Origin of the sequence: Pseudomonas sp. C2B4 (assembly GCF_013359695.1) — a bacterium.
Lineage (GTDB): Bacteria > Pseudomonadota > Gammaproteobacteria > Pseudomonadales > Pseudomonadaceae > Aquipseudomonas.
Genome location: NZ_JABFMU010000020.1, coordinates 17295 through 39320, shown reverse-complemented (window position 1 = coordinate 39320; position 22026 = coordinate 17295). Strand labels below are relative to the sequence as shown.

At 60.7% G+C, this 22026-nt stretch carries 21 protein-coding genes; 3 read left to right on the top strand and 18 right to left on the bottom strand.

Features of this window, described 5'->3' with window-relative positions; genetic code table 11:
- Nucleotides 1–8: 8 nt before the first annotated feature.
- Nucleotides 9–536 carry a YceD family protein gene (locus HNQ83_RS15055; protein WP_007942001.1) on the bottom strand — a complete coding sequence of 176 codons (528 nt, stop codon included), beginning with the start codon at nucleotides 534–536 and terminating at the stop codon, nucleotides 9–11.
- Nucleotides 537–642: 106 nt separating this feature from the next.
- Between HNQ83_RS15055 and HNQ83_RS15050 the strand changes: the two genes are divergently transcribed.
- A complete protein-coding gene (locus HNQ83_RS15050; protein WP_175389693.1) occupies nucleotides 643–1221 on the top strand; it encodes a nucleoside triphosphate pyrophosphatase in 579 nt (192 codons plus the stop codon).
- Between the two features lie 50 nt (nucleotides 1222–1271).
- Here HNQ83_RS15050 and HNQ83_RS15045 read toward each other — a convergent pair whose 3' ends face one another.
- From HNQ83_RS15045 to rluC, 3 genes are read right to left on the bottom strand one after another with little or no spacing between them, the layout of a single operon-like run.
- Nucleotides 1272–2261 (bottom strand): S49 family peptidase, encoded by a 990-nt coding sequence (locus HNQ83_RS15045; protein ID WP_175389692.1) that lies wholly within the window; start codon nucleotides 2259–2261, stop codon nucleotides 1272–1274.
- A gap of 25 nt (nucleotides 2262–2286) precedes the next feature.
- Entirely contained in the window at nucleotides 2287–2949 is a 663-nt protein-coding gene (locus HNQ83_RS15040; RefSeq protein ID WP_175389691.1) for an HAD-IA family hydrolase, read from the bottom strand.
- On the bottom strand, nucleotides 2936–3898 hold the full coding sequence (gene rluC, locus HNQ83_RS15035; protein ID WP_175389690.1) for a 23S rRNA pseudouridine(955/2504/2580) synthase RluC: 963 nt from the start codon (nucleotides 3896–3898) through the stop codon (nucleotides 2936–2938). The genes HNQ83_RS15040 and rluC overlap by 14 nt, the downstream gene beginning before the upstream one ends.
- A gap of 701 nt (nucleotides 3899–4599) precedes the next feature.
- Here rluC and rne point away from each other — a divergent pair.
- Nucleotides 4600–7785: a ribonuclease E gene (gene rne, locus HNQ83_RS15030; protein ID WP_175389689.1), complete on the top strand. Its 3186-nt coding sequence runs from the start codon at nucleotides 4600–4602 to the stop codon at nucleotides 7783–7785.
- 176 nt (nucleotides 7786–7961) lie between these two features.
- Here rne and HNQ83_RS15025 read toward each other — a convergent pair whose 3' ends face one another.
- The 12 genes from HNQ83_RS15025 to HNQ83_RS14970 form a co-directional block, all read right to left on the bottom strand.
- Complete coding sequence (locus HNQ83_RS15025; RefSeq protein ID WP_175389688.1) at nucleotides 7962–8558, bottom strand: NTP transferase domain-containing protein; 597 nt, start codon at nucleotides 8556–8558, stop codon at nucleotides 7962–7964.
- A complete protein-coding gene (locus HNQ83_RS15020) occupies nucleotides 8555–9538 on the bottom strand; it encodes an XdhC family protein (RefSeq protein WP_175389687.1) in 984 nt (327 codons plus the stop codon). Before HNQ83_RS15020 ends, HNQ83_RS15025 begins: the two co-directional genes overlap by 4 nt.
- Entirely contained in the window at nucleotides 9538–11859 is a 2322-nt protein-coding gene (locus tag HNQ83_RS15015) for a xanthine dehydrogenase family protein molybdopterin-binding subunit (RefSeq protein WP_175389686.1), read from the bottom strand. Before HNQ83_RS15015 ends, HNQ83_RS15020 begins: the two co-directional genes overlap by 1 nt.
- The gene (locus HNQ83_RS15010; RefSeq protein WP_175389685.1) at nucleotides 11856–12326 is read right to left on the bottom strand and encodes a (2Fe-2S)-binding protein; all 471 of its coding nucleotides are present in this window, start codon (nucleotides 12324–12326) and stop codon (nucleotides 11856–11858) included. Before HNQ83_RS15010 ends, HNQ83_RS15015 begins: the two co-directional genes overlap by 4 nt.
- Nucleotides 12327–12569: 243 nt before the next feature.
- The gene (murB, locus tag HNQ83_RS15005; RefSeq protein ID WP_175389684.1) at nucleotides 12570–13589 is read right to left on the bottom strand and encodes a UDP-N-acetylmuramate dehydrogenase; all 1020 of its coding nucleotides are present in this window, start codon (nucleotides 13587–13589) and stop codon (nucleotides 12570–12572) included.
- Nucleotides 13586–14050: a low molecular weight protein-tyrosine-phosphatase gene (locus HNQ83_RS15000; RefSeq protein ID WP_175389683.1), complete on the bottom strand. Its 465-nt coding sequence runs from the start codon at nucleotides 14048–14050 to the stop codon at nucleotides 13586–13588. The genes murB and HNQ83_RS15000 overlap by 4 nt, the downstream gene beginning before the upstream one ends.
- Complete coding sequence (gene kdsB, locus HNQ83_RS14995; RefSeq protein WP_175389682.1) at nucleotides 14050–14814, bottom strand: 3-deoxy-manno-octulosonate cytidylyltransferase; 765 nt, start codon at nucleotides 14812–14814, stop codon at nucleotides 14050–14052. Before kdsB ends, HNQ83_RS15000 begins: the two co-directional genes overlap by 1 nt.
- Complete coding sequence (locus tag HNQ83_RS14990; RefSeq protein ID WP_003179363.1) at nucleotides 14811–14996, bottom strand: Trm112 family protein; 186 nt, start codon at nucleotides 14994–14996, stop codon at nucleotides 14811–14813. The genes kdsB and HNQ83_RS14990 overlap by 4 nt, the downstream gene beginning before the upstream one ends.
- 25 nt (nucleotides 14997–15021) lie before the next feature.
- Entirely contained in the window at nucleotides 15022–16032 is a 1011-nt protein-coding gene (gene lpxK / locus HNQ83_RS14985; protein WP_175389681.1) for a tetraacyldisaccharide 4'-kinase, read from the bottom strand.
- Nucleotides 16032–16460, bottom strand: coding sequence for a biopolymer transporter ExbD (locus HNQ83_RS14980; protein WP_175389680.1), 429 nt, complete (start codon nucleotides 16458–16460; stop codon nucleotides 16032–16034). Before HNQ83_RS14980 ends, lpxK begins: the two co-directional genes overlap by 1 nt.
- Nucleotides 16457–17092, bottom strand: coding sequence for a MotA/TolQ/ExbB proton channel family protein (locus HNQ83_RS14975; RefSeq protein ID WP_034149975.1), 636 nt, complete (start codon nucleotides 17090–17092; stop codon nucleotides 16457–16459). Before HNQ83_RS14975 ends, HNQ83_RS14980 begins: the two co-directional genes overlap by 4 nt.
- A gap of 98 nt (nucleotides 17093–17190) precedes the next feature.
- Nucleotides 17191–19413, bottom strand: a complete 2223-nt coding sequence (locus HNQ83_RS14970; RefSeq protein ID WP_175389679.1) for a DNA internalization-related competence protein ComEC/Rec2 — start codon at nucleotides 19411–19413, stop codon at nucleotides 17191–17193.
- Nucleotides 19414–19549: 136 nt separating this feature from the next.
- Between HNQ83_RS14970 and HNQ83_RS14965 the strand changes: the two genes are divergently transcribed.
- Nucleotides 19550–20065 carry a DUF2062 domain-containing protein gene (locus tag HNQ83_RS14965; RefSeq protein ID WP_175389678.1) on the top strand — a complete coding sequence of 172 codons (516 nt, stop codon included), beginning with the start codon at nucleotides 19550–19552 and terminating at the stop codon, nucleotides 20063–20065.
- Nucleotides 20066–20201: 136 nt separating this feature from the next.
- On the opposite strand, the gene HNQ83_RS14960 is transcribed toward HNQ83_RS14965, so the two are convergent.
- The gene (locus tag HNQ83_RS14960) at nucleotides 20202–20981 is read right to left on the bottom strand and encodes an ABC transporter permease (RefSeq protein WP_175389677.1); all 780 of its coding nucleotides are present in this window, start codon (nucleotides 20979–20981) and stop codon (nucleotides 20202–20204) included.
- Entirely contained in the window at nucleotides 20978–21910 is a 933-nt protein-coding gene (locus tag HNQ83_RS14955; RefSeq protein WP_175389676.1) for an ABC transporter ATP-binding protein, read from the bottom strand. The genes HNQ83_RS14960 and HNQ83_RS14955 overlap by 4 nt, the downstream gene beginning before the upstream one ends.
- Nucleotides 21911–22026 lie beyond the last annotated feature (116 nt).

Genomic DNA, 22026 nt, shown 5'->3' with positions numbered 1-22026 from the left:
ATTAACTCCTAAACGTTTGGGTCACGCTTTAACTGCGCCAATACACTGAACGGGTTGGACCGCGTTACCTCGTCCTCGCTCGGTTCGGGCTCATCTGCTCCCGCCGGCTGCTGGCATTCTTCCGGATGATGAGCAGGCACAATGGGCAAGGCGAGCAGAAGCTCCTCCTCGATCAGTGACTGCAGATCCAAAGGATCTTCGCCCAGTTCCAGCACGTCATAACCTTTCGGCAACGACTGGGTATTCGCACCCTCCTTCACCACAGCATAACTGCATTCGCTATGGATCGGCAGGGTGACCAGCTCAAGACAACGCTGGCAAACCATTTTGACTTCAGTGTCGATAAAGCTGTGGATTACCACAGATTTACGTTCATCTCGTTCAAAAACGAATTTAGCCTGCACCGTACCGACATTGTCGGAAAGCGGGTCGCAGAGTCTCTCCAAATCGGCCAGCAGCATTTCACCTTGAAGGGTGGTGCCACGGTCAGCCAATTTGCGCGGGTCAACGTGAGGTGGAATCGGGTCATTCAACATAGGCGCAGCATTATAGGGATGCACCCGCCCATGTCAAAGGAAATTCAGCCCTGTCCGTCACTTGCAAGCCTCCGCTAGAATCGGCACCTGCCTTCTGGAGATGCACATGCTGCCTTTATTACTCGCTTCCGGCTCGGTCTATCGCCGGGAATTGCTGGCCCGCCTGCGGCTGCCGTTCACCTGCAGCTCACCCGACATCGACGAAAGCCATCGTCCTGACGAGCCTGCCGTTGATCTGGTCAAGCGCCTCGCCGAGGAAAAAGCACGGGCACTGGCCGGCAGCCATGGCGCGCACTTGATCATCGGCTCCGACCAGGTCGCCGTGCTCGGTGACAGAATCATCGGCAAGCCCCATACCTTCGAAAAGGCCCGTGAACAACTGCTGGCCGCGAGCGGCGCCAGCGTGACCTTCCTCACCGGCCTGGCCCTGCTCAATAGCCAAACCGGCCATTGCCAGGTCGACTGGGTACCCTTCACCGTACACATGCGCACGCTCGACACCGCTCGTATCGAACGCTACCTGCATGCAGAACAACCCTACGATTGCGCCGGCAGCTTCAAGGCCGAAGGCCTGGGCGTCAGCCTGTTTCAGGGCACCGAAGGCCCTGACGCCACCAGCCTCGTCGGCTTGCCGCTGATTCGCCTGGTGGACATGCTGATGGCCGAAGGCGTGCAAATCCCCTGAATAAACAAAAACCGGCCAACAGGCCGGTTTTTTGTTTGCAGCGATGGCACTTATCGCAACGACGGCCCCTGGAAGCCCATCCACATCGCCAAGTGCTCAGCCACGCTGGCGCCAAGCTTTTTCGAGAAGCGATCGAACGGCGACTCCTGAACGGTAAAGTCCACCAGCTCTTTTTCGCCGATCACATCCCGAGCCACGTAACTGGCATTGCCCAGACCATCGATAAGCCCCAGCGGCAGCGCCTGCTCACCAGACCAGACCAACCCGGAGAACAACTCCGGATGCTCCTTGTCCTTCAGGCGATCGCCACGACCTTGCTTGACGCTATTGATGAACTGCTTGTGCGTGGTGTCGAGCACACCCTGCCAGAAAGCGGTTTCCTCGGGTTTCTGCGGCTGGAACGGATCCAGGAACGATTTGTGCTCACCCGAGTTGTAGGTGCGACGCTCAACACCCAGCTTCTCCATGGTACCCACAAAGCCATAGCCGGCCGCGGTCACGCCGATAGACCCCACCAGGCTCGCCTTGTCGGCGTAGATCTGATCGGCAGCACTGGCGATGTAATAGGCGCCCGAAGCACCGAGATCGGAAATCACTGCGTACAGCTTGGTATCCGGGTGAAGCCCACGCAGACGGCGGATTTCGTCATAGACATATCCCGACTGCACCGGACTGCCGCCCGGACTATTGATGCGCAGGATAACGCCCTTGACCTTATCGTCATCAAAAGCGGCACGCAGGCTGCCGACGATGTTGTCGGCACTGGCCGGCTCCTTGTCGGCGATCATCCCGTTCACATCGATCAGAGCCGTGTAGTTGCCACTGCGGGTAGCCGCTTTTTCCATATCCATCAGCGGCGAGAACAGCGCCAGCGCAATAAACAGATACACGAAAGTCAGCAGCTTGAAGAAAATCCCCCAGCGACGGGACCGGCGCTGCTCCTGCACACTCGCCAAAAGCGTCTTTTCCAGCAGCTTCCAGCTTTTTTCGTCACCGCTCTCCGCGCTCGCCTTGGCGGGCGCTTTCCATTCGTCGGCCATGCCACATACCCCAGCAAAAAACGTATTAAGCCTGCTGACTCAGCCAGGCATGCAATTCTGAAAAGCGATCAATGGCCAGGCGCGGCTCAAACAGCTTCAACGCCTCGATCGACTGGGCACCATAGCTGACAGCCACCGATTCCATGCCCGCGTTGCGCGCCATCTGCAAGTCAAAGGAGGAGTCGCCGACCATCAGCGCCTGCTCCGGACGAACTTCGCAGTGGGCGAGAATCTGTTCAAGCATCAACGGATGCGGCTTGCTGGCGGTTTCGTCGGCCGCCCGCGTGATATCAAAGTAACCTTCCCAACCATGGGATTTCAGCACCCGATCCAACCCGCGGCGCGCCTTGCCGGTCGCGACAGCCAGGTGATAACCCTCGGCCCGAAACGCCTCGAGCGATTCGACCACCCCCTCGAACAACGGCGAAGGCACAGCCTCCGAAGCGATGTAGTGATCCGCATAGTGCTGACGAAATGCCACCAGCTCGGCATCACCGATGTCGGGATACAGCGTGCGGATCGCCTCCGGCAGCCCCAGGCCGATGATGCCCTTTACGGCGACATCATCGCGCAGCGCAAAACCGGACCGCTCGGATGCCACATGCATCGCTTCGACAATCCGACCAATGGAATCGGCCAACGTGCCATCCCAATCGAAAATCAGCAGCTTGTAATCAGAGGGGTGCACTCAGGCGCTCCACAGTCTTGGCCCACATCTCATCGACAGGCGCCTGAAGCTTCAGCTCGCCACCATCGGGCAGCGGCACGGTCAGCATGTAGGCGTGCAGGAACAGACGCTTGCCGCCCAAATCACGGATTTCCTTGCTGAAATCGTCATCGCCGTACTTGGTGTCGCCGGCGATGCAATGCCCGGCATGCAGTGTATGGACGCGAATCTGGTGGGTTCGACCGGTGATCGGTTTTGCCTCGATCATGGTGGCAAAGTCACCGAAGCGACGCAGGACCTTGAACACGGTCACGGACTCCTTGCCCTCATCCTCGTCGACCTCGACCATACGCTCACCGGAGCGCAGATTGCTCTTGCCCAGCGGCGCACGGACCTGCTTGATCGAAGACGCCCAATTACCGCGAACCAGCGCCATGTAGCGCTTGTCGACACCATCGCCGCGCAGCGCGGTATGCAAGTGACGCAGCATGCTACGTTTTTTGGCAATCATCAGCAGGCCGGAGGTGTCACGATCGAGACGGTGAACCAGCTCAAGTTCCTTGCAATCCGGGCGCAACTGGCGAAAAGCTTCGATCACCCCGAAACTCAAGCCACTGCCGCCGTGTACGGCAATCCCGCAAGGCTTGTTGACCACGATTAGCGCCTTGTCCTCGTAGACAATCGCGGCTTCGAGGCGTTGCAGCAGTCCTTGGGCAAGTGGCACCGGCTCGTCACGCTCAGGCACGCGAACCGGCGGTACGCGCACGATATCGCCCGCCTGCAGCTTGTATTCGGGCTTGATCCGACCTTTGTTCACCCGCACTTCGCCTTTGCGCAAAATGCGGTAAATCAAGGTCTTGGGCACGCCTTTGAGCCGAGCGAGAAGGAAGTTATCAATACGTTGGCCGGCATATTCCGGCGAGACCTCAAGCAGTTGTACGCCTGGGGTCGGGGGGGCAGTAGTCGTCATGGCGCGGATGATATCAATTTTTTATGGAATTGAAGCACTTAATCATTACTGCTATAGTCGCGAACGCCGCCAAAAGCGGCCTGGACAGCGGACCAACGGTTGAAAACCGGCCCTGACCAACGCAATTCACCAGGACGCGAGGCCGTCCTACGGGGCTTTCGCTACGTAACGGTGGAGTTTGCAGGTGTAACGAGCGCAGGTGACATGAGGCCTGAATCACGCCGCAAAGCAGAGTTTTCACTCGCCACGCGAGCCCATATTCACGGCCAGTTCACAAAGTGCAGTCAGCTGCGAATGACCCCGAGCGAACACTTCGGAAACAACGCCTAAATTAGCCATGATGCGTGACCTCCCCTTTCGGAGCTCACGGTAAATGCCAACCCGCTGCGGATTCTGCGCGCGGCAGCACCCGAATTATCAGGGATACGTGTAGGGTGGAGATGCACAACCGCTGGACTGTGTAGCAATAGGCTTTATCAAGACGCTTCATCTCGTCCACAGCCGCCGGTTGATTCCTCCTCCTGACTGAGTGCTTAAGTAGCCACAGCAAGCAGGACGCGTACGTCGCGATGCAGGCCCACATTGGCCGGACATCGCTGGACACGGGAATGGCCAACCACTCCCGACGCACCTGACACCGACCGTGAGAAGTCGTGTGTGCCGAACGCCGTTTCCGGCAGCCCGGAAACCGACGGTACTACATGAAAAGAATGCTGATTAACGCAACTCAACCCGAAGAGTTGCGTGTTGCACTGGTAGATGGCCAGCGCCTCTACGACCTGGACATCGAATCCGGTGCACGCGAGCAGAAGAAAGCCAATATCTATAAAGGCCGGATCACTCGCATCGAACCAAGCCTCGAAGCTGCCTTTGTCGATTTCGGCTCTGAGCGCCACGGCTTCCTGCCACTCAAAGAAATCTCCCGCGAATACTTCAAGAAAGCCCCCGAAGGCCGCGTCAACATCAAGGACGTCCTGAGCGAAGGCCAGGAAGTCATCGTTCAGGTCGAAAAAGAAGAACGTGGCAACAAGGGCGCAGCCCTGACCACCTTCATCAGCCTGGCCGGTCGTTACCTGGTCCTGATGCCGAACAACCCGCGTGCCGGCGGTATCTCCCGTCGCATCGAAGGCGAAGAGCGCAATGAACTGCGTGAAGCGCTGAACGGCCTGGTTGCACCGGCCGACATGGGCCTGATCGTGCGCACTGCCGGCCTGGGCCGCAGCAGCGAAGAAATGCAGTGGGACCTCGATTACCTGCTGCAACTCTGGACCGCCATCAAAGAAGCCTCGCTGGATCGCTCCGCGCCTTTCCTGATCTACCAGGAAAGCAACGTGATCATCCGCGCCATCCGCGATTACCTGCGCCAGGACATCGGCGAAGTGCTGATCGACAGCGTTGAAGCCCAGGACGAAGCCCTGACCTTCATCCGCCAGGTGATGCCGCAGTACGCCAGCAAGATCAAGCTGTACGAAGACAGCGTGCCGCTGTTCAACCGTTTCCAGATCGAAAGCCAGATCGAAACCGCCTTCCAGCGCGTTGTCGAACTGCCTTCCGGCGGCTCCATCGTGATCGATCCGACCGAAGCCCTGGTGTCCATCGACATCAACTCGGCGCGCGCCACCAAAGGCAGCGACATCGAAGAAACCGCCCTGCAGACCAACCTTGAAGCCGCCGAAGAAATCGCCCGTCAGTTGCGCCTGCGCGACATCGGCGGCCTGATCGTCATCGACTTCATCGACATGACCCCTGCCAAGAACCAGCGCGCCGTGGAAGAAAAAGTCCGCGAATGCCTGGAAGCCGACCGTGCTCGCGTGCAAGTCGGTCGCATCTCGCGCTTCGGCCTGCTGGAGATGTCCCGTCAGCGTCTGCGCCCATCCCTGGGTGAAAGCAGCGGCATCGTTTGCCCACGCTGCAGCGGCACCGGCATCATCCGTGATGTTGAATCGCTGTCGCTGGCGATCCTGCGCCTGATCGAAGAAGAAGCCCTGAAAGACCGCACTGCCGAAGTTCGCGCCCAGGTGCCGATCCCGGTGGCGGCGTTCCTGCTCAACGAAAAACGCAACTCGATCACCAAGATCGAACTGCGCACCCGTGCCCGCATCGTCATTCTGCCGAACGATCACCTCGAAACGCCGCACTTCGAAGTTCAGCGCCTGCGCGATGACAGCCCGGAAGCTGCCACCAACCAGTCCAGCTACGAAATCGCTGCTGCCGCTGCCGAAGTGGAAGAAGTCCAGCCAGCCGCTGCGACCCGCACCCTGGTTCGCCAGGAAGCCGCGGTCAAGACAGCACCGGCCCGCGCCAATGCTCCGGTTCCGACCGAAGTGGTCGCTCCGGTTGCCGCACCGGTCGCCGCGCCAGAGCCAAGCCTGTTCAAAGGCCTGGTGAAATCGCTGGTCAGCCTGTTCGCCTCCAAGGAAGAGCCTGCTGCTCCGGTCGTGGTTGAAAAACCGGCTGCCGAGCGTCCGGCCCGTAATGAAGAGCGCCGCAGCGGTCGTCAACAGAGCCGCAACCGTAACGGTCGCCGCGATGAAGATCGCAAGCCTCGCGAGGAACGTGCACCGCGTGAAGAGCGCGCACCACGTGAACCACGCGAAGAACGTCAGCCACGCGAAGTCCGCGAAGTCCGCGAGGAAACGCCAGCGGTAGCTCGCGAAGAGCGCGCGCCACGTGCTCCGCGTGAAGAACGCGCTCCGCGCGCGCCACGTGAAGATCGCAAGCCACGTGGCGAGCGTGAGGAACGTGTACGTGAATTGCGTGAGCCTCTTGATGCCGCTCCGGCCGCCGCAGCTACCACCGAAGAACGTCCAGCTCGTCAACCACGCGAAGAACGTGCTCCACGCCCACCGCGTGAAGAACGTCAACCACGTGCCGAGCAAGCCGCTGCTGCCGTTGCCGAAGAAGAACTGCCAACCAACGAAGAGCAACTGCAGGAAGAAGGTCAGGACGGCGTCGAAGGCGATCGCCCACGCCGCCGCTCCCGTGGCCAGCGTCGTCGCAGCAACCGTCGTGAGCGTCAACGTGATGCCAATGGCAACGTGATCGAAGGCTCGGAAGAGTCCGAGTCTGGTGAAGGCAGCGAAGCGCCAAGCGCTGCTGATCTGGCCGCAGGCCTGGCTGTGACTGCAGCCGTTGCCAGCTCCGTGATCAGCGCTCCGGCCGAAGCACAGGCCAACGAGCAAGCCGAACGCGCCACTGCCGCCACCCTGGAAACCGCTCCAGTCGAAGCGCCAGTCGTTGAAGCGACGACTCCGGTCGAAGTCTCCGCTTCGCCGGAAATCGAACTGGCTCCAGCGCCTGAGGCACAGCCTGTGGTTGAAGCTGCCGCCGAGCCAGCCATCGTCGCCGAAGCGCCTGCCGAGGTTGCAGAGCCGGTGGTGGAAGCCGTGACGGAAGCCGTTCGTGAAGTTCGCGAGGAGCAAACCGCTTTCAACTGGGTTGCGGAGCCAGCCGTTGTTGAAACACCGGCCCCCGTCGCTGAAACCGAAGTGGCTGAAGCAATGGTCTCCGAGCCAGTGGTTGTCGCTGCTGAACCGGTACCAGTGGTCGAAGCACCGGTTGTTGATCAAGCGCCTGCTCCGGTGGTGGAAACTGCCCCTGTCAGCGCCCTGACACCAAGCGGCCGTGCGCCGAACGACCCGCGTGAAGTGCGTCGTCGCAAGCGTGAAGCCGAGCGTCTGCAGAAGGAGGCCGAATTGGCTGCCGCTGCTGCTCCAGCTGAAGCGGTTGTCGCTGATGTCGTTGAGGCAGCACCTGCCCCGATTGCTGAAGTCGCTGCCGAACCCGCTGAATCCGTAATCCACGAAGCACCACGCTCCGTTCAGGATGCGGTAGAGCAACATGAACAGGCCCAGGAAAAAGAGCACGAGCCTAAACCTCTCGTCTGATTCCGTCGGCCACTAAAAAGCCCCGCCTGGTGAACCCAGGCGGGGCTTTTTTATGCCTACAGGCTAAACAATTGGCCCCCTTGTGGGAGCGAGCCTGCTCGCGAAATCGGCCTCACATTCAACAAATGTATCGACTGATCAACCGCTTTCGCGAGCAGGCTCGCTCCCACAGGGCTTTATGCCGACTTGAAGACCAGCTTTTCCGGCACATCCACATCCCACAACACACCAGGATCATCCACAGCCACTTCAACCACTATCCCCTGCGCAAACAACACCTTGGCCCCGCGGTCACCGAACAACGCCATCAATCCCGGACCAAAGCTGCGACCGAACCCCACTGGATGTCCGAATTCGCCTTTCTGAACCGGCACACTGATGCAATCATCCGCCACCTGCGCCATGACTTGTTCAATGCTCGACGGCAGGGTAAACGGCATATCCCCCAGCACCATCAGCCAACCACTGAGTTGCGAACACGCCGCCACCCCCGCCGCAATGCTGTCACCCATTCCCGTCGACTCGACCAACACGATCTCGCAGCCATAAGCCTTGGCCATGCGGATGACTTGTGGACGATCCGCAGTGGTCACAAGGACGCGTTTGCTCAGTTCGGCCGGCACATTCACCAGCACCTGTTCGATCACCGAACGGACAGCGCCATCACGCCCGGCACAGTCCGCCAGCAATTTGTCCTTTTCTTCACCCGCAACTTGCCGAAACCGACTGCCCTGCCCCGCCGCCAGAATGACGACACCGATAGGCTCACTCATACACCCTCCCGCAGTGGCTTTTTCTGTTTCAGCTCCACGCCATTCTTGATCGCCACAATTTCCGCCATCAGTGACAAGGCAATTTCCGCCGGGTTATGGCTGCCGATGTGCAAGCCGATCGGGCCGTGCAACCGGTCGATGGCCTGCTGTGACAAGCCCAGTTGAGCCAGATTGTCCCGACGCTTCTGACTGTTGACCCGCGAACCCAGCGCACCGACATAGAAAGCCCTGGAATCAAGCGCCGTGAGCAAGGCCATGTCATCCAGACGCGGATCGTGCGTCAGGGCGACGATGGCCGTACGTTCATCGGCCTGGATATCCAGCACTGCCTCGTCGGGCATACCCGAGACAAATCGACCATGTTGCTCCTCCCAGCCGTAGACGAACTCGCTGCGCGGATCGCAGATCAGCACTTCGAAATCCAGCAGCCGGGCCATCTCGGCAACATAACGGGACAGTTGCCCCGCTCCAATCAGCAACAAACGCCACCTTGGACCGTAGATCGCGCGCAACGTCAGCCCATCAAACGTCAACACGTCCGACTTGCTGGCCGGCGTCAACGTCACCTCACCGGTTTCAAGATTCAGCTCGCGCGCGATGATTTCATGCGCTTCACAATGAGCCAGCAATTGTGCAACCCAATCAGCATGACGAATACGCTCCTCGGTCAAACGCAAGGTGCCGCCGCACGGCAAACCGAAACGCGCCGCCTCCTCACGGGTCACGCCGTAGGTGATGAGTTGCACTGGCGGCCCATCCGCCGGGATACGACCGTCATGCAACCGCGCAATCAGGTCATCCTCGACGCAGCCGCCAGACACCGAGCCAATCACCACACCGTCTTCGCGCAACGCGAGCATCGCACCCGGCGCCCGGGGCGCGGTGCCCCAGGTCTGGACCACGCTGTACAACACCACCCCCCGGCCTGCGCGATGCCACTCCAGCACAGTGCGCAGGACGTTCAGATCGGCGCTGTCCATCAGGCCCCCACCTTATTCCAGCCCTGCAGCTGGTAACGGACCGGCAGGTCGCGGATACGCTTGCCGGTGGCGGCGAAGATGGCGTTGCACAGCGCCGGGGCGATGGGCGGTACACCCGGTTCACCGACGCCACCCAGCGGCACAGTGCCTGGTGGCGTGACCAGATGTACGGCAACTTCCTTCGGCGCCAGTGACATGCGTGCCACTTCGTACATGTGGAAGTTGTCCTGCTGCACCTTGCCATCCTTGAAGCTGATTTCACCCAGCACGGCATTGCCCAGGCCCATGACGCATGCGCCTTCGAACTGCGCGCGAATCCGCTCAGGGTTGATCTGCGGACCACAGTCCACAGCGATGTCAGCCTTGTGCACGATCAAGGTGCCATCCTCTTTGACCTCGACCTCAATCACCGATGCCACATAGGTCACGAAACTGTAGTGCACCGCCAGCCCCAAACCTCGGCCCTTCGGCAACTCGCGCCCCCATCCGGCGGCCTTGGCAGCGGTTTCCAGCACCGTGCGCAATCGCGCGGTGTCGATGGGATAACGCTCGGGTGATTCGCCGTAGTTCCACTCTTCACTCAACGTGCGCGGATCGATCTGCCGGTCCGGGCCAAGCAGTTTGATCTGGTACTTGAGCGGATCCTCCTTGGCCTTGTGCGCCAACTCGTCGATGAAACTTTGAATCGCAAAGCCGTGGGGGATGTTCGACACCGAGCGGTACCAGCCCACGCGGGTGTGAACAGTGGCTTCGGGGTTTTCCAGGCGGATGTTGGGAATGGCGTAGGCCATGTTGGTAAAGCCCATGCCCAACTCGAAAGCCGCCTCGTGGTTCATCCCCGGCGCAAACAGTGCGGTGATGCTCGGTGCCACTGTACGGTGCAACCAGCCGGACGGTAGGCCATCCTTGTTGAGGCTGGCCTTGAGGTGTTCGACCGACACCGTGTGGAAATAGGAGCAATGAATGTCGTCTTCACGGGTCCATTGCACCCGCACCGCTTTGCCGGGGAATTCCTTGGCCAGGATGGCTGCTTCGATGATGAAGTCAGGCTTGGACTTGCGACCGAAACCGCCGCCGAGCAAGGTGACATTGAAGGTGACGTTGTCGAACGGCACGCCCAGGCGCTCGCCAATCCGCTCGCGGGTAACCTGTGGCGCCTGGCTCGGGCCCCAGGCTTCGCACAAGCCATCCTTGAAGCGGGCGATGGCGACCATGGGCTCCATCGGTGACTGCGACAAGTGCGGCAGGTAGTAGGACGCTTCCAGCGTGCTGTCAGCGCTTTTCATGGCTTCGTCGATATTGCCGGTGTTGCGCACGACTTTGCCGGGCTTAAGGGAAGCGGCTTCCAGTTCCTTGCGGTAAGCGATCGAGTCGTAACTGGCGTTGGGCCCGTCATCCCATTCGATTTTCAGCGCCTCGCGGCCCTTGATCGCCGCCCAGGTATTGTTCGCCACCACGGCAATGCCGCCCAACGGTTGAAACTCCGATGGCAATGGCCGGCTTTCAATCTGCACAACCTTGACCACGCCGGGGACTTTCATGGCCGCCGCGCCATCGAAACTCTTGACCTTGCCGCCATACACCGCCGGCCGGGCGATGGTTGCGAACAGCATGCCGTCGAAATGCACGTCGGCGCCATACACGGCACGACCGTTGACGATGTCTTCACCGTCGATGGCCTTGGTGCCTTCCTTGCCGATATAGCGGAATTCCGACGGCTGCTTGAGCCGCAGGCTGTCACGCGCCGGTACGGCCAGAGCGCCGGCAGCAGCGGCCAGGGCGCCATATTCCAGCTCGCGACCGGACGGCTTGTGGATGACTTTGTGCAATTGCGCGTGGCATTCACCGACCGGAACCTTCCACTGGTCGGCAGCGGCCTGTTCCAGCATGGTCCGCGCAGCGGCACCACAACGGCGCATCGGCTCGTACCAGTGGCGCATGCTGCGTGAACCGTCGGTGTCCTGGTTGCCGAAGCGTACTTCGTCACCGGGCGCCTGCTTCACTCTGACTCGCGCCCAGTCCGCTTCCAGCTCATCGGCCACCACCATGGTCAGGCTGGTGCGTACGCCCTGGCCCATTTCCGAACGGTTGCAAACTACTGTCACCGTGCCGTCAGTGGCGATGCTGACATACACCTTGGGATCGTCGACCCAGCCATGGGGCATGCCGTCGGCGCCGAACTTCTTCTCTTTCTCTTCGGCAAAAACGTCTTGCCAACCCCAGCTCGCGGCCACCACCAGCGCTCCGGTGGCCCCCACCCCCTTGAGAAAACCACGCCGACTGAGGTTGCTCAGGGCGAAATCATTCGGTAACCGGCTCATGCCTTGGCCTCCTTCAGGTGAGTGGATGCCGTGCGAATAGCGGTCTTGATGCGGTTGTAGGTGCCGCAACGGCAGATGTTGCCGACCATCGCTTCTTCAATCTGTTCGTCGCTGGGGTTGGGATTAGTCTTGAGCAGCGCGGTGGCGGACATGATTTGCCCGCCCTGGCAGTAACCGCATTGGGCCACCGCGGTATCGAGCCAGGCCTGCTGCACGACTTTGCCGACCGGGTCGGCGTGCAGGTTGTCGATGGTGGTGATGTTTTGCCCGACAACCGAACCGATCGGCGTGATGCAGCTCCGCGCCGGGGCACCCCCGATATGAATGGTGCAGGCACCGCACAGGCCCATGCCACAGCCGAATTTGGTGCCGTTGTAACCGGCCACGTCACGGATTGCCCAGAGCAGCGGCATATCTTCGGTGACGTCGAGTTGATGGTCTTGACCATTGAGCTTCAAGGTAATCATGGGCACGCCCGCATAGTATTGGGTTATGGGGTCGAGCAATCTGCCGCCGGAAATCGGCGGTTGGCACACGCAGATCGGCTCAGGCTAATGAGGCTCTCTTATGCCGACGGAGACGTCTGCACCGGGCCTTTGATGAAACAAACGCATTGCATCGTTAGCTCGCTAAGTTAACGCAGCATTAACAAAAAAGCCCTGCACTTTCATCAGTGCAGGGCTTTGGATTTGAACCTTGAAAGCTTAGCTTCAATACCGGTTCGGCTCCATTTCCAGGTCGACATGGAAACGTTCTGAAATGTCTTTCTGGATACGCTGTGCCAGGTCGAGCAACTGCAGGCCGGTCGCGCTGCCGTAGTTGACCAGCACCAGCGCCTGCAATTTATGCACGCCCGCATCCGCCTCGCGGAAACCTTTCCAGCCGGCCCGCTCAATCAACCAGCCGGCGGCCAGTTTCATCTGACCGTCGGGTTGCGCATAGGCCACCAGATCCGGGTATTCGCCCTTGAGTTGCGTGACCAGCGCTGCCGACACCAAAGGGTTCTTGAAGAAACTTCCGGCATTGCCGAGCACCGCTGGGTCCGGGAGTTTTTCGTTGCGAATGTTGCAAATGGCCTGGCTGACATCGGTGGCGGTCGGATGCTCGATACCTTGCTCCGTCAGGCGCTGACGCACCGGACCGTATTCCAGATGCAAATGCGCGGTACGGTCGAGGGTGAATCGCACGCGCAGGATCAACCAGCGCCCCGGCTGCTGTTTGAACAGGCTGTCACGGTAGGCGAAGTCGCATTCGTCCAGAGTGAACTCACGCAATTCGCCACTTTGGCGATCGAGTGCGGTCAGGCCGGCAAACACGTCCTTGATCTCCACGCCATAGGCGCCAATGTTCTGCATCGGGGCCGCACCCACGGTGCCGGGAATCAGGCTGAGGTTTTCCAGACCCGACAGTCCGTGCACCAGCGTGTGTTGCACAAACGGGTGCCACGGCTCGCCCGCCTCGGCTTCGATCATCACTTTGCTGCCGTCATCGCTCACCACGCGAATCCCGCGTGTGGCCATGCGCAGCACCAGTGCCGGGATATCAGCCGTGAGCAGCAAGTTGCTGCCGCCGCCAATCACCAGCAACGGCACATCGTGCGCCTGCGCATAAGCCAGGGCTTCTCGCACATCGGCGTCGCTGTGGGCTTCGGCAAACAGGCGGGCCTGAACGTCCACGCCAAAACTGTTGTACGGCTTGAGCGAAACCTGTGATCGAACCTGCAAACTCATAAGCGTCCCTTCAGTTCGACCACCAGCCGATCGCTGGCACGCTCGATCAAGTCCAGCACCTGCTCGAAACCCTGATCCCCGTCGTAATACGGGTCCGGGACCTCATCGACTTCAGACTCATAGCGGCGCAGGAACAGATCCAGCTCAGCCTTGCCCTTGGCCGGTTGCAAGGCCTTCAGGTTGCGCAGGTTGCTGTTGTCCATCGCCAGGATCAGGTCGTACGTGGCGAAGTCGGCGCGGGTGACTTGCTGGGCGCGCTGGGCGGACAGGTCATATCCGCGCGACTTTGCCGCGGCCTGGCTGCGCTTGTCCGGCGCCTTGCCGACGTGCCAGTCCCCGGTACCGGCGGAGGCGACTTCGACTTGGTCGGCCAACCCCGCCTCCCGCAGTTTGTGCCGCAATACGCCTTCGGCCGTGGGTGAACGGCAGATGTTGCCCAGGCAGACAAACAAAACCCGCATCAGGCCTCCAGCAGGCGACGAACGCGCTCAAGGTCTTCAACCGTATCGACACCGGCCGGTGGGGCGATCAGCGCGTCGGCGACGTGAATCCGCACGCCGTGCCAAAGCGCCCGCAGCTGCTCCAGGCATTCGGTGTTTTCCAGCCAGCACGGGCCCCAGCTGACGAAGTCATGCAGGAAACCGGCGCGATAGGCATAGATGCCAATGTGGCGACGATAGGGCACGCCTTCCGGAAGCTGATCGCGATTCTGGGCAAAGGCATCTCGCGCCCAAGGCAGCGTGGCGCGACTGAAAGTCAGTGCCAGGCCATTGATGTCGCTGACGACCTTGACCACGTTGGGGTTGAACAGGCTTTGCACGTCTTCGATCGGCTCGCCCAGGGTGGCCATGCGGGCTTCGGTGTGGGCTGCCAGGTTGGCGGCGACCTGATCGATCACGCTCGGCGGGATCAACGGTTCGTCACCCTGGACGTTCACCACGATGGCGTCTGGCGCCAGGCCCAGTTTCGTCGCGACTTCCGCCAGGCGATCGGTGCCGGAGTTGTGATCCTCGCGGGTCATCACCACTTCGGCGCCAAACTCGATGCAGGCCTCACGGATGCGCTTATCGTCAGTCGCGACCACGACGCGCTGGGCGCTGCTTTTGCTCGCCTGTTCCCAGACGTGCTGAATCATTGGCTTGCCGGCGATCAGCAGCAGCGGTTTGCCCGGCAAACGGGTGGAGGCGTAGCGCGATGGAATGACAACGGTAAAGGCGGTGGTCATTTATCCAGACGCTCGTCGGTGGTCAGGGTACGGGCTTCGGATTCAAGCATCACCGGGATACCGTCGCGAATCGGGTACGCCAGACCGGCGCCCTTGCTGATCAGCTCGGTCTTGTCGGCGCTGAGCTTGAGCGGGCCTTTGCAGACCGGGCAAGCGAGGATATCGAGCAATTTGGTGTCCATGAGCATTCCCTGGATAAAAACGGATTTATGGCAACAGACGTGCCGGCAACAGGCGCATCAACTGCGTGTCGAACCAGGCCACGAAAGCCGGCGACGGCACAGCATCGACCGCCAGGTACCACCAATCGGCAGCGGCGAAGGCACGGCACTTCACCGCGTCCTTTTCGGTCATTACCAATGGCAATGACGGGGTAAAATTCAAAGCCTGCACGCTGTATTCGGCGTGGTCGGCGAATGCGTGCGGGACTGGCTGCCAGTGTAGCGTTTCGAGGGTCTTGAAGAAACGCTGCGGATTGCCGATGCCAGCCACGGCGTGCAGCGCCTGACCAGGGGCGAAGTGCTCGAGGGAACACCGTTGGCCGCTGCGCAAATTGATCAAGGCGGTGGGTTGCAACTGGAAGGCAAAGCCACCGTCGCGATCAGCTTCGGCGCCGTTGTAGAGCACCGCATCAACGCTTTGCAGACGCTCGACCGGCTCGCGCAACGGACCGGCCGGCAAGCAACGGCGATTGCCCAGGCCACGGGCATTGTCGATCAGCACCAGTTCCAGGTCGCGGGCCAACCGGTAGTGCTGCATGCCGTCATCGGACAGGATCAGGTCCAGCGGCTCGCTCGCCAGCAAGGCTTTGACGGCGCGGCTGCGATCGGGGTCGATCATTAACGGCACACCCGTGCGCTGGACGATCAACAGCGGTTCGTCGCCGGCGATGTCGGCGTTCTGATCCGCCTCGACCCGCCACGGCAAATGCGGCGGCTTGGCGCCGTAACCACGGCTGACCACACCGACCCGCAAACCGCTGCGCTGGCAATGCTGGATCATCCACAGGATCAACGGCGTCTTGCCGGTGCCGCCGACCGTAATGTTTCCAACGACGATCAGCGGCACGGGGGGCTGATAGATGTCACCCTCGCCCGCCAGAAAGCGCTTGCGCTTGTTGTTGACCACGCGCCGGTACAACCACTCCAGCGGCTGCAACAACTTCAGCGCTGGATGACCTTGGTACCACGCGGCGAGCAGGCGATCGGACATGGTCATCAGGGCGCGGTCGGCGCCGCCTCGACGGTCGTCATGCGCAAGTGGCTGAAGCCAAGCTTGCCGGCGGCGTCCATGGCGGTGATCACCGACTGGTGCTGGGACTTGCCATCGGCACTGATGGACAGCGGTCGATTGGTGTCGCCATTGGATTCTTTCTGCAGCGCTTCCATCAGCGTTGTCAGATCGCTTTTCGGCAGAATCTGGTTGTTCACAGAGAACACGCCGTCGGCACTGATCGCGATATCCAGCTGTTTGGACTGGTCCTCGGCAGGTGAACCGCTGACCGCTTCCGGCAGGTCGACCCGTAGCTGCGTTTCACGGGTAAAGGTGGTGGTCACCACGAAAAACAACAGCAGGATAAACACCACGTCGATCAGCGACGCGAGGTTGATGTCCACGTTCTCCCGTTGCTTGCGGCGAAATTTCACGCTTTGCCCCCAGCCAGGTCCACGTCTCGATCGCCCTGAACGACTTCGACCAGCTTGATGGCTTCCTGCTCCATGCCCACGACCAGTTCATCGATCCGACGTTGCAGGAAACGGTGGAAGAAGACCGACGGAATACCGACCATCAGGCCCGCAGCTGTGGTGATCAGCGCCTTGGAGATACCACCGGCCAGCACGGCGGCGTTGGTGGTCATGCCCGAGCCCATGAACGCGCTGAAAATGTCGATCATGCCCAGCACCGTACCCAGCAGACCCAGCAAAGGCGCCATCGCGGCGATGGTGCCGAGGGCGTTGATGTAGCGTTCCAGTTCGTGGATGACCCTGGCTGCGGCCTCTTCGATGCACTCCTTCATGATCTCGCGACCATGTTTGGAGTTGGCCAGGCCCGCCGCCAGGATCTCGCCCAGTGGCGAATTGGCGCGCAGTTCCTTGAGCTTTTCTTTATTGAGTTGCTTGTCCTTGATCCAGACCCAGACCTGCCCGAGCAAGTGCTCCGGGGTCACGCGGCTGGCTCGCAGGGTCCACAGGCGCTCGGCGACGATCGCCATGGCCGCGATGGAACTCAGAATGATCGGCAGCATCATCCAGCCGCCGGATTTGACCAATTCCCACACAGTGAATGTCCCCTCGAAAAAGTGCGCCACTCTAACATAGGGGGTGGGCGCACCGAAGACCGTGATGTCACATCCGGTCGGGCTTTCATGATCTGCGGTCATTGCGCGGAGCGCCAGAATCGCGGTTGCTGGCGCATCGACCACGGCGGTTTGAAGTGCCCCAGTTGCAGACGGATGGCGCCCTGTTCGGCGCTGTCATGGATCGTCACGCCCCGGGCCCGATAACGCGCAATGACGGAGGGATGGGGATGGCCGAAGGAGTTGCCCTGGCCTCGGGAGATCAGCGCTGCCTTGGGTTGCAACGCGGCAAGCAGCGCCATCGAAGACGAACTGCGGCTGCCGTGGTGCGGCGCCTGCAGCCAATCGGTCGTCACCGCCAGGGGACTGTCGAGCAGGGCCCGTTCGGCCGCCATGTCGATATCACCGGTCAGCAGTATTCGTTCGCCATTGGCCTCAACCTGCAGCACACAGGATTTTGGGTTGCTTTCCCGGGCATCCGCCCATTGCCACAGCTCAAAGTTCACGCCGTCCCAGGTCCATTGCCGACCGTTCTCGCATTCTCCGGCCAGCAGTTGCTCCGGCAACACCCCGGGTTCGCCACTGATCACGCGCTTGACCGACAGCCCCTTCGCAACTGCCCGCGCCCCGCCGGCATGGTCGACGTGGGCGTGACTGATCAGCATCAGGTCAAGGCCGTCCACGCCCAGTTTGCGCAATGTCGGCAGAACGACGCGCTCGCCCAGGTCGTTATCGCCGAAGCGCGGTCCGGCGTCATAGAGCAGCGCGTGATGACGGGTACGCACCAGGATGGCCAGCCCCTGCCCCACATCCAGCTGCCAGATTTCGGCCATGCCTTCAGGCACGGTGGGTCGGGGCGGAAAAACCAGCAACAGCAGCAAAGGCCAACCCAATGGCCGCAGCGGTACGCCTCGTGGTAACAAGAGCAGGAATGCACCGAGTGCCCCCATGCACCATGCCCACCAGGGAACCGCCTCAGGTATCCAGGCGGGAATCTGCCCGGCCATGAACGCCAGGCCCTTGAAAAGCCCGTCGACCAGGCCACCCGCCAGCCACAGCAAGCCCTCCCCCACATAGGGCACGGGCAGCAGCAGGGTCCCGAGCAAGGCAAGTGGCAGCACCAGCATACTGATCCAGGGCACCGCCAGCAGATTGACCAACGGCCCGCTGAGACTGATCGGCAGCCCCAATACCAGCAATAACGGTCCCAGGCCTATGGCGATCAACCATTGCGCACGAGTCCAGGTTTGCCACCATCGCCAGGGACCCAGGCGCCCCCCGAAGGTAAAGATCAGCACCGCTACCGCACCAAACGACAACCAAAACCCGGGTTGCAGGCTGGCCAGCGGGTCCAGTATTAGAACGCCATTGAGCGCCAACAGCAGCGGCCACCAGCCGCCGAGGTGGCGAAATCGCAGGCGCCATAGCAGCACCAGGCCGATCATCAGGCAGGCGCGCCTCACCGGAACCTCGAAACCGGCCAACAGCCCGTAACCAAGGGCGGCGGCGAATGCCAGACCGCAGGCCCAGGGCAGCCACGGCAGACGGTTTGGCCAGAAACCATATCGGGCAAGGCCGGCGATCAGCAGATACACCAACCCCGCCAGTAATCCGATGTGCTGTCCGGAAATCACCAACAAATGCACGGTGCTGGTGTCCTGCAACACCTTCCAGTCTTCGCGACTGAGCCCGGCACCGTCCCCGAGCACCAGCGCCGCCAGTGCACCCGATCGACCCTGTGCGTCCACTGACTGTAACTTCTGACGAATGCCGTCACGCCAGGCCCCTCGCGCCTCGACGAGTCGTTCACCGTCCTTGACCGTCCCGGTAGCGCCGATACCACGCGCCAGTAACCAGGCCTCGTAATCGAAAGCATGGGGATTGAGCAATCCTGCGGGGCGCTTCAACTTGACCGCCAGTCGCCAGCGCTCGCCACTGTTAACCGGCGGTCCGTCATACCAGGCCAGACGCATGAGCCGCGGCATTTTTCCGTGCCGTGACCGGGTGTCGACCAGTTCGAATCGTACGACGCCTTCGCCGTGTTGGGGCAGTCCCGCTACCCGCCCTTCGATCCAGCGTGTTTCGCCATCCAGTTTCGGTGCCAACCGATCATCCAGCGCCCACTGCGCCTGCACGCAAGACCAACTCAAACCGAACAGGAAAAACGCAACGGGGTACGTCCTGAACGGCAGCAACATCAAACCCACCACCGGCATCAACAGCAACAACCCGACCGACGGCAATGCCGGTAAAAAACGCAGGGCCAGCAAACCCAGCGCCAACGCCACCATCCCTGTGCGCATACGCCCGTCCTTGAGAGTCCCGTCCCTAGGCATAGCCAGTTAAATGCACGACCACCGTTATCAATTGTCACAAAGTCTGAATGGGCGGTTCATAGAATCCAGACATACTTGCCGCCTTAACCGACCGAGAAGCCTTATGCCCCGGCGCTTATTCAAACGTTACATGCCAGATCCGACCAGCATCAGGGAACACAAATCCTTACGCTTTCTCGGCACCCTGCTGCATGACCCAAACCTCTGGCACCTCAACCGTCACTCCGTCGCCCGGGCCATGGCCGTCGGCCTGTTCGCGGCGTTTTTGCCGATTCCGTTGCAGATGCTGGTCGCCGCCGTCCTCGCCATTGTCGTGCGCGGCAACATGCCGATTGCCGTCAGCCTGGTCTGGCTGACCAACCCGATCACCATGCCCGCCGTCTTCTTCTGCACCTATCAGACTGGCGCCTGGCTGATGGACGTTCCCGCTCGTCAGCTGCCGGATGCATTGACCTGGGAATGGATCAGCGGTGAGCTCTCGACCCTGTGGCAGCCTTTCTTGCTGGGTTCGGTGGTGACTGGGCTGGTGCTGGGAGCCGTGGCGTATTGCCTGGTGATGATGTATTGGCGCTGGTGGGTTGCGCGGCAGTGGAGGCGGCGCAAGCAGAGCAGGATGTGAGATGGCAAAACGGCCTCCGAATGGGAGGCCGTTTTTTTGTGGTGTCTGGAATGACGCCTTCGCGAGCAGGCTCGCTCCCACACACGGATGCCTGTAGGAGCGAGGCTTACCCGCGAAGAAGGCAACACAGTACTACTTAGGTACGCATCCCCCGCCCACTCACCAGCAAACGCGCACAACCGATGTACAGCACCACCGTCGCCACCAGCATGAACGTAATCGCAATGCTGATGCGGATATCCGAAACCCCCAGGATCCCGTAACGGAACGCGTTGACCATATGCAGCACTGGGTTGGCTAGAGACACTGTCTGCCAGAACGGCGGCAGCAGCGAGATCGAGTAGAACACCCCGCCCAGGTACGTCAGCGGCGTCAGCACGAAGGTCGGGATGATCGAGATGTCATCGAAGTTGCGTGCAAAGACTGCGTTGATGAAACCCAACAGCGAGAAGATCGTTGCCGTCAGGACCACGACCAGAATGGTCACGCCCAGGTGGTGCACCTGCAAATGGGTGAAGAACAGCGACAGCAGCGTGACGATGATTCCGACCATCAACCCGCGCAGCACGCCGCCCAGGGTGTAACCGATCAGGATGGTGTGCGGCGAGACCGGCGACACCATCAGTTCTTCAATGGAACGCTGAAACTTGCTGCCGAAGAAACTCGACACCACGTTGCCATAGGAGTTGGTGATGACCGACATCATGATCAGCCCCGGCACGATGTACTCCATATAGGTGAAGCCACCCATATCGCCAATCTGCCGGCCGATCAGATTACCGAAGATCACGAAGTACAGAACCATGGTGATGGCCGGCGGCAGCAGGGTCTGCGGCCAGATCCGGGTAAAGCGCCGGACTTCACGGTAAACGATGGTATTGAGGGCAACGAGGTTTGGGCGCAGCTCGGAACTCATACCGCCACCTTCGACAGATTTTTCTCCACCAGGGACACGAACAACTCCTCAAGGCGATTGGTTTTGTTACGCAGGCTCAGCACTTCGATGCTTTGTTGCGCCAACTGGGTGAAGAGCGCGGTGATGCCCATGCTTTTGTCCACCTGGACTTCCAGGGTGTGAGCATCGAGCAACCGTGATGGATAGCCGATCAGTTGCGGTGGCGCGCTCAGACTGTTCTTCAAATCCAGCAGGAAGGTCTCGACATGCAACTGACCGAGCAACTGTTTCATGCTGGTGTTTTCGACGATGGTGCCGTGGTCGATGATGCCAATGTTGCGGCACAGCTGCTCAGCCTCTTCCAGATAGTGCGTGGTGAGGATGATGGTGATGCCTTTCTTGTTCAGCTCGGTGAGGAAGGTCCACATCGAGCGACGCAGTTCGATGTCCACACCGGCAGTCGGTTCGTCGAGGATCAACAGGCGCGGCTCGTGAACCAGTGCACGGGCGATCATCAGCCGGCGCTTCATGCCGCCGGACAGCGAACGTGAAGGTACATCGCGCTTGTCCCACAGACCGAGCTGGGTCAGGTATTGCTCGGCGCGCTCCTTGGCGATTTTCGCCGGGATGCCGTAGTAGCCGGCCTGGGTCACGACGATATCGAAGGTCTTTTCAAACTGATTGAAGTTGAACTCCTGGGGCACCACGCCGATGGAGCGCTTGAGCGCCGCCGGGTTCTTGTCCAGGTCGTGACCGAAGATATTCACCGTGCCGCTGGTCTTGTTCACCAGGGTCGAGAGAATGCCGATGGTCGTGGATTTGCCGGCGCCATTCGGGCCGAGCAAGGCGAAGAAGTCACCTTCGGCAACGTCCAGATCGATACCACTCAGGGCCTGGAAACCGTTGCCGTAGGTTTTGGTTAGCTGCCGGATGGACAGAGCGGAACTCATATCGGATTTACGCACCAAGAAGGAAAGAAAGGGATCAGTAAGCGCGGGCGGCGATCTATGCAATCGCGGCGCATTGGCACAATGGTGCTTGTCGCCGCCACACAAGTACAGTCAAG

Excerpts from the sequence above, each read along its gene's own strand:
- HNQ83_RS15055 (WP_007942001.1), bottom strand. The coding sequence starts at position 536 with ATGTTGAATGACCCGATTCCACCTCACGTTGACCCGCGCAAATTGGCT.
- HNQ83_RS15050 (WP_175389693.1), top strand. The coding sequence starts at position 643 with ATGCTGCCTTTATTACTCGCTTCCGGCTCGGTCTATCGCCGGGAATTG.
- HNQ83_RS15045 (WP_175389692.1), bottom strand. The coding sequence starts at position 2,261 with ATGGCCGACGAATGGAAAGCGCCCGCCAAGGCGAGCGCGGAGAGCGGT.
- rluC (WP_175389690.1), bottom strand. The coding sequence starts at position 3,898 with ATGACGACTACTGCCCCCCCGACCCCAGGCGTACAACTGCTTGAGGTC.
- rne (WP_175389689.1), top strand. The coding sequence starts at position 4,600 with ATGAAAAGAATGCTGATTAACGCAACTCAACCCGAAGAGTTGCGTGTT.
- HNQ83_RS15025 (WP_175389688.1), bottom strand. The coding sequence starts at position 8,558 with ATGAGTGAGCCTATCGGTGTCGTCATTCTGGCGGCGGGGCAGGGCAGT.
- HNQ83_RS15020 (WP_175389687.1), bottom strand. The coding sequence starts at position 9,538 with ATGGACAGCGCCGATCTGAACGTCCTGCGCACTGTGCTGGAGTGGCAT.
- HNQ83_RS15015 (WP_175389686.1), bottom strand. The coding sequence starts at position 11,859 with ATGAGCCGGTTACCGAATGATTTCGCCCTGAGCAACCTCAGTCGGCGT.
- HNQ83_RS15010 (WP_175389685.1), bottom strand. The coding sequence starts at position 12,326 with ATGATTACCTTGAAGCTCAATGGTCAAGACCATCAACTCGACGTCACC.
- murB (WP_175389684.1), bottom strand. The coding sequence starts at position 13,589 with ATGAGTTTGCAGGTTCGATCACAGGTTTCGCTCAAGCCGTACAACAGT.
- HNQ83_RS15000 (WP_175389683.1), bottom strand. The coding sequence starts at position 14,050 with ATGCGGGTTTTGTTTGTCTGCCTGGGCAACATCTGCCGTTCACCCACG.
- kdsB (WP_175389682.1), bottom strand. The coding sequence starts at position 14,814 with ATGACCACCGCCTTTACCGTTGTCATTCCATCGCGCTACGCCTCCACC.
- HNQ83_RS14990 (WP_003179363.1), bottom strand. The coding sequence starts at position 14,996 with ATGGACACCAAATTGCTCGATATCCTCGCTTGCCCGGTCTGCAAAGGC.
- lpxK (WP_175389681.1), bottom strand. The coding sequence starts at position 16,032 with ATGACCATGTCCGATCGCCTGCTCGCCGCGTGGTACCAAGGTCATCCA.
- HNQ83_RS14970 (WP_175389679.1), bottom strand. The coding sequence starts at position 19,413 with ATGCGCACAGGGATGGTGGCGTTGGCGCTGGGTTTGCTGGCCCTGCGT.
- HNQ83_RS14965 (WP_175389678.1), top strand. The coding sequence starts at position 19,550 with ATGCCCCGGCGCTTATTCAAACGTTACATGCCAGATCCGACCAGCATC.
- HNQ83_RS14960 (WP_175389677.1), bottom strand. The coding sequence starts at position 20,981 with ATGAGTTCCGAGCTGCGCCCAAACCTCGTTGCCCTCAATACCATCGTT.
- HNQ83_RS14955 (WP_175389676.1), bottom strand. The coding sequence starts at position 21,910 with ATGAGTTCCGCTCTGTCCATCCGGCAGCTAACCAAAACCTACGGCAAC.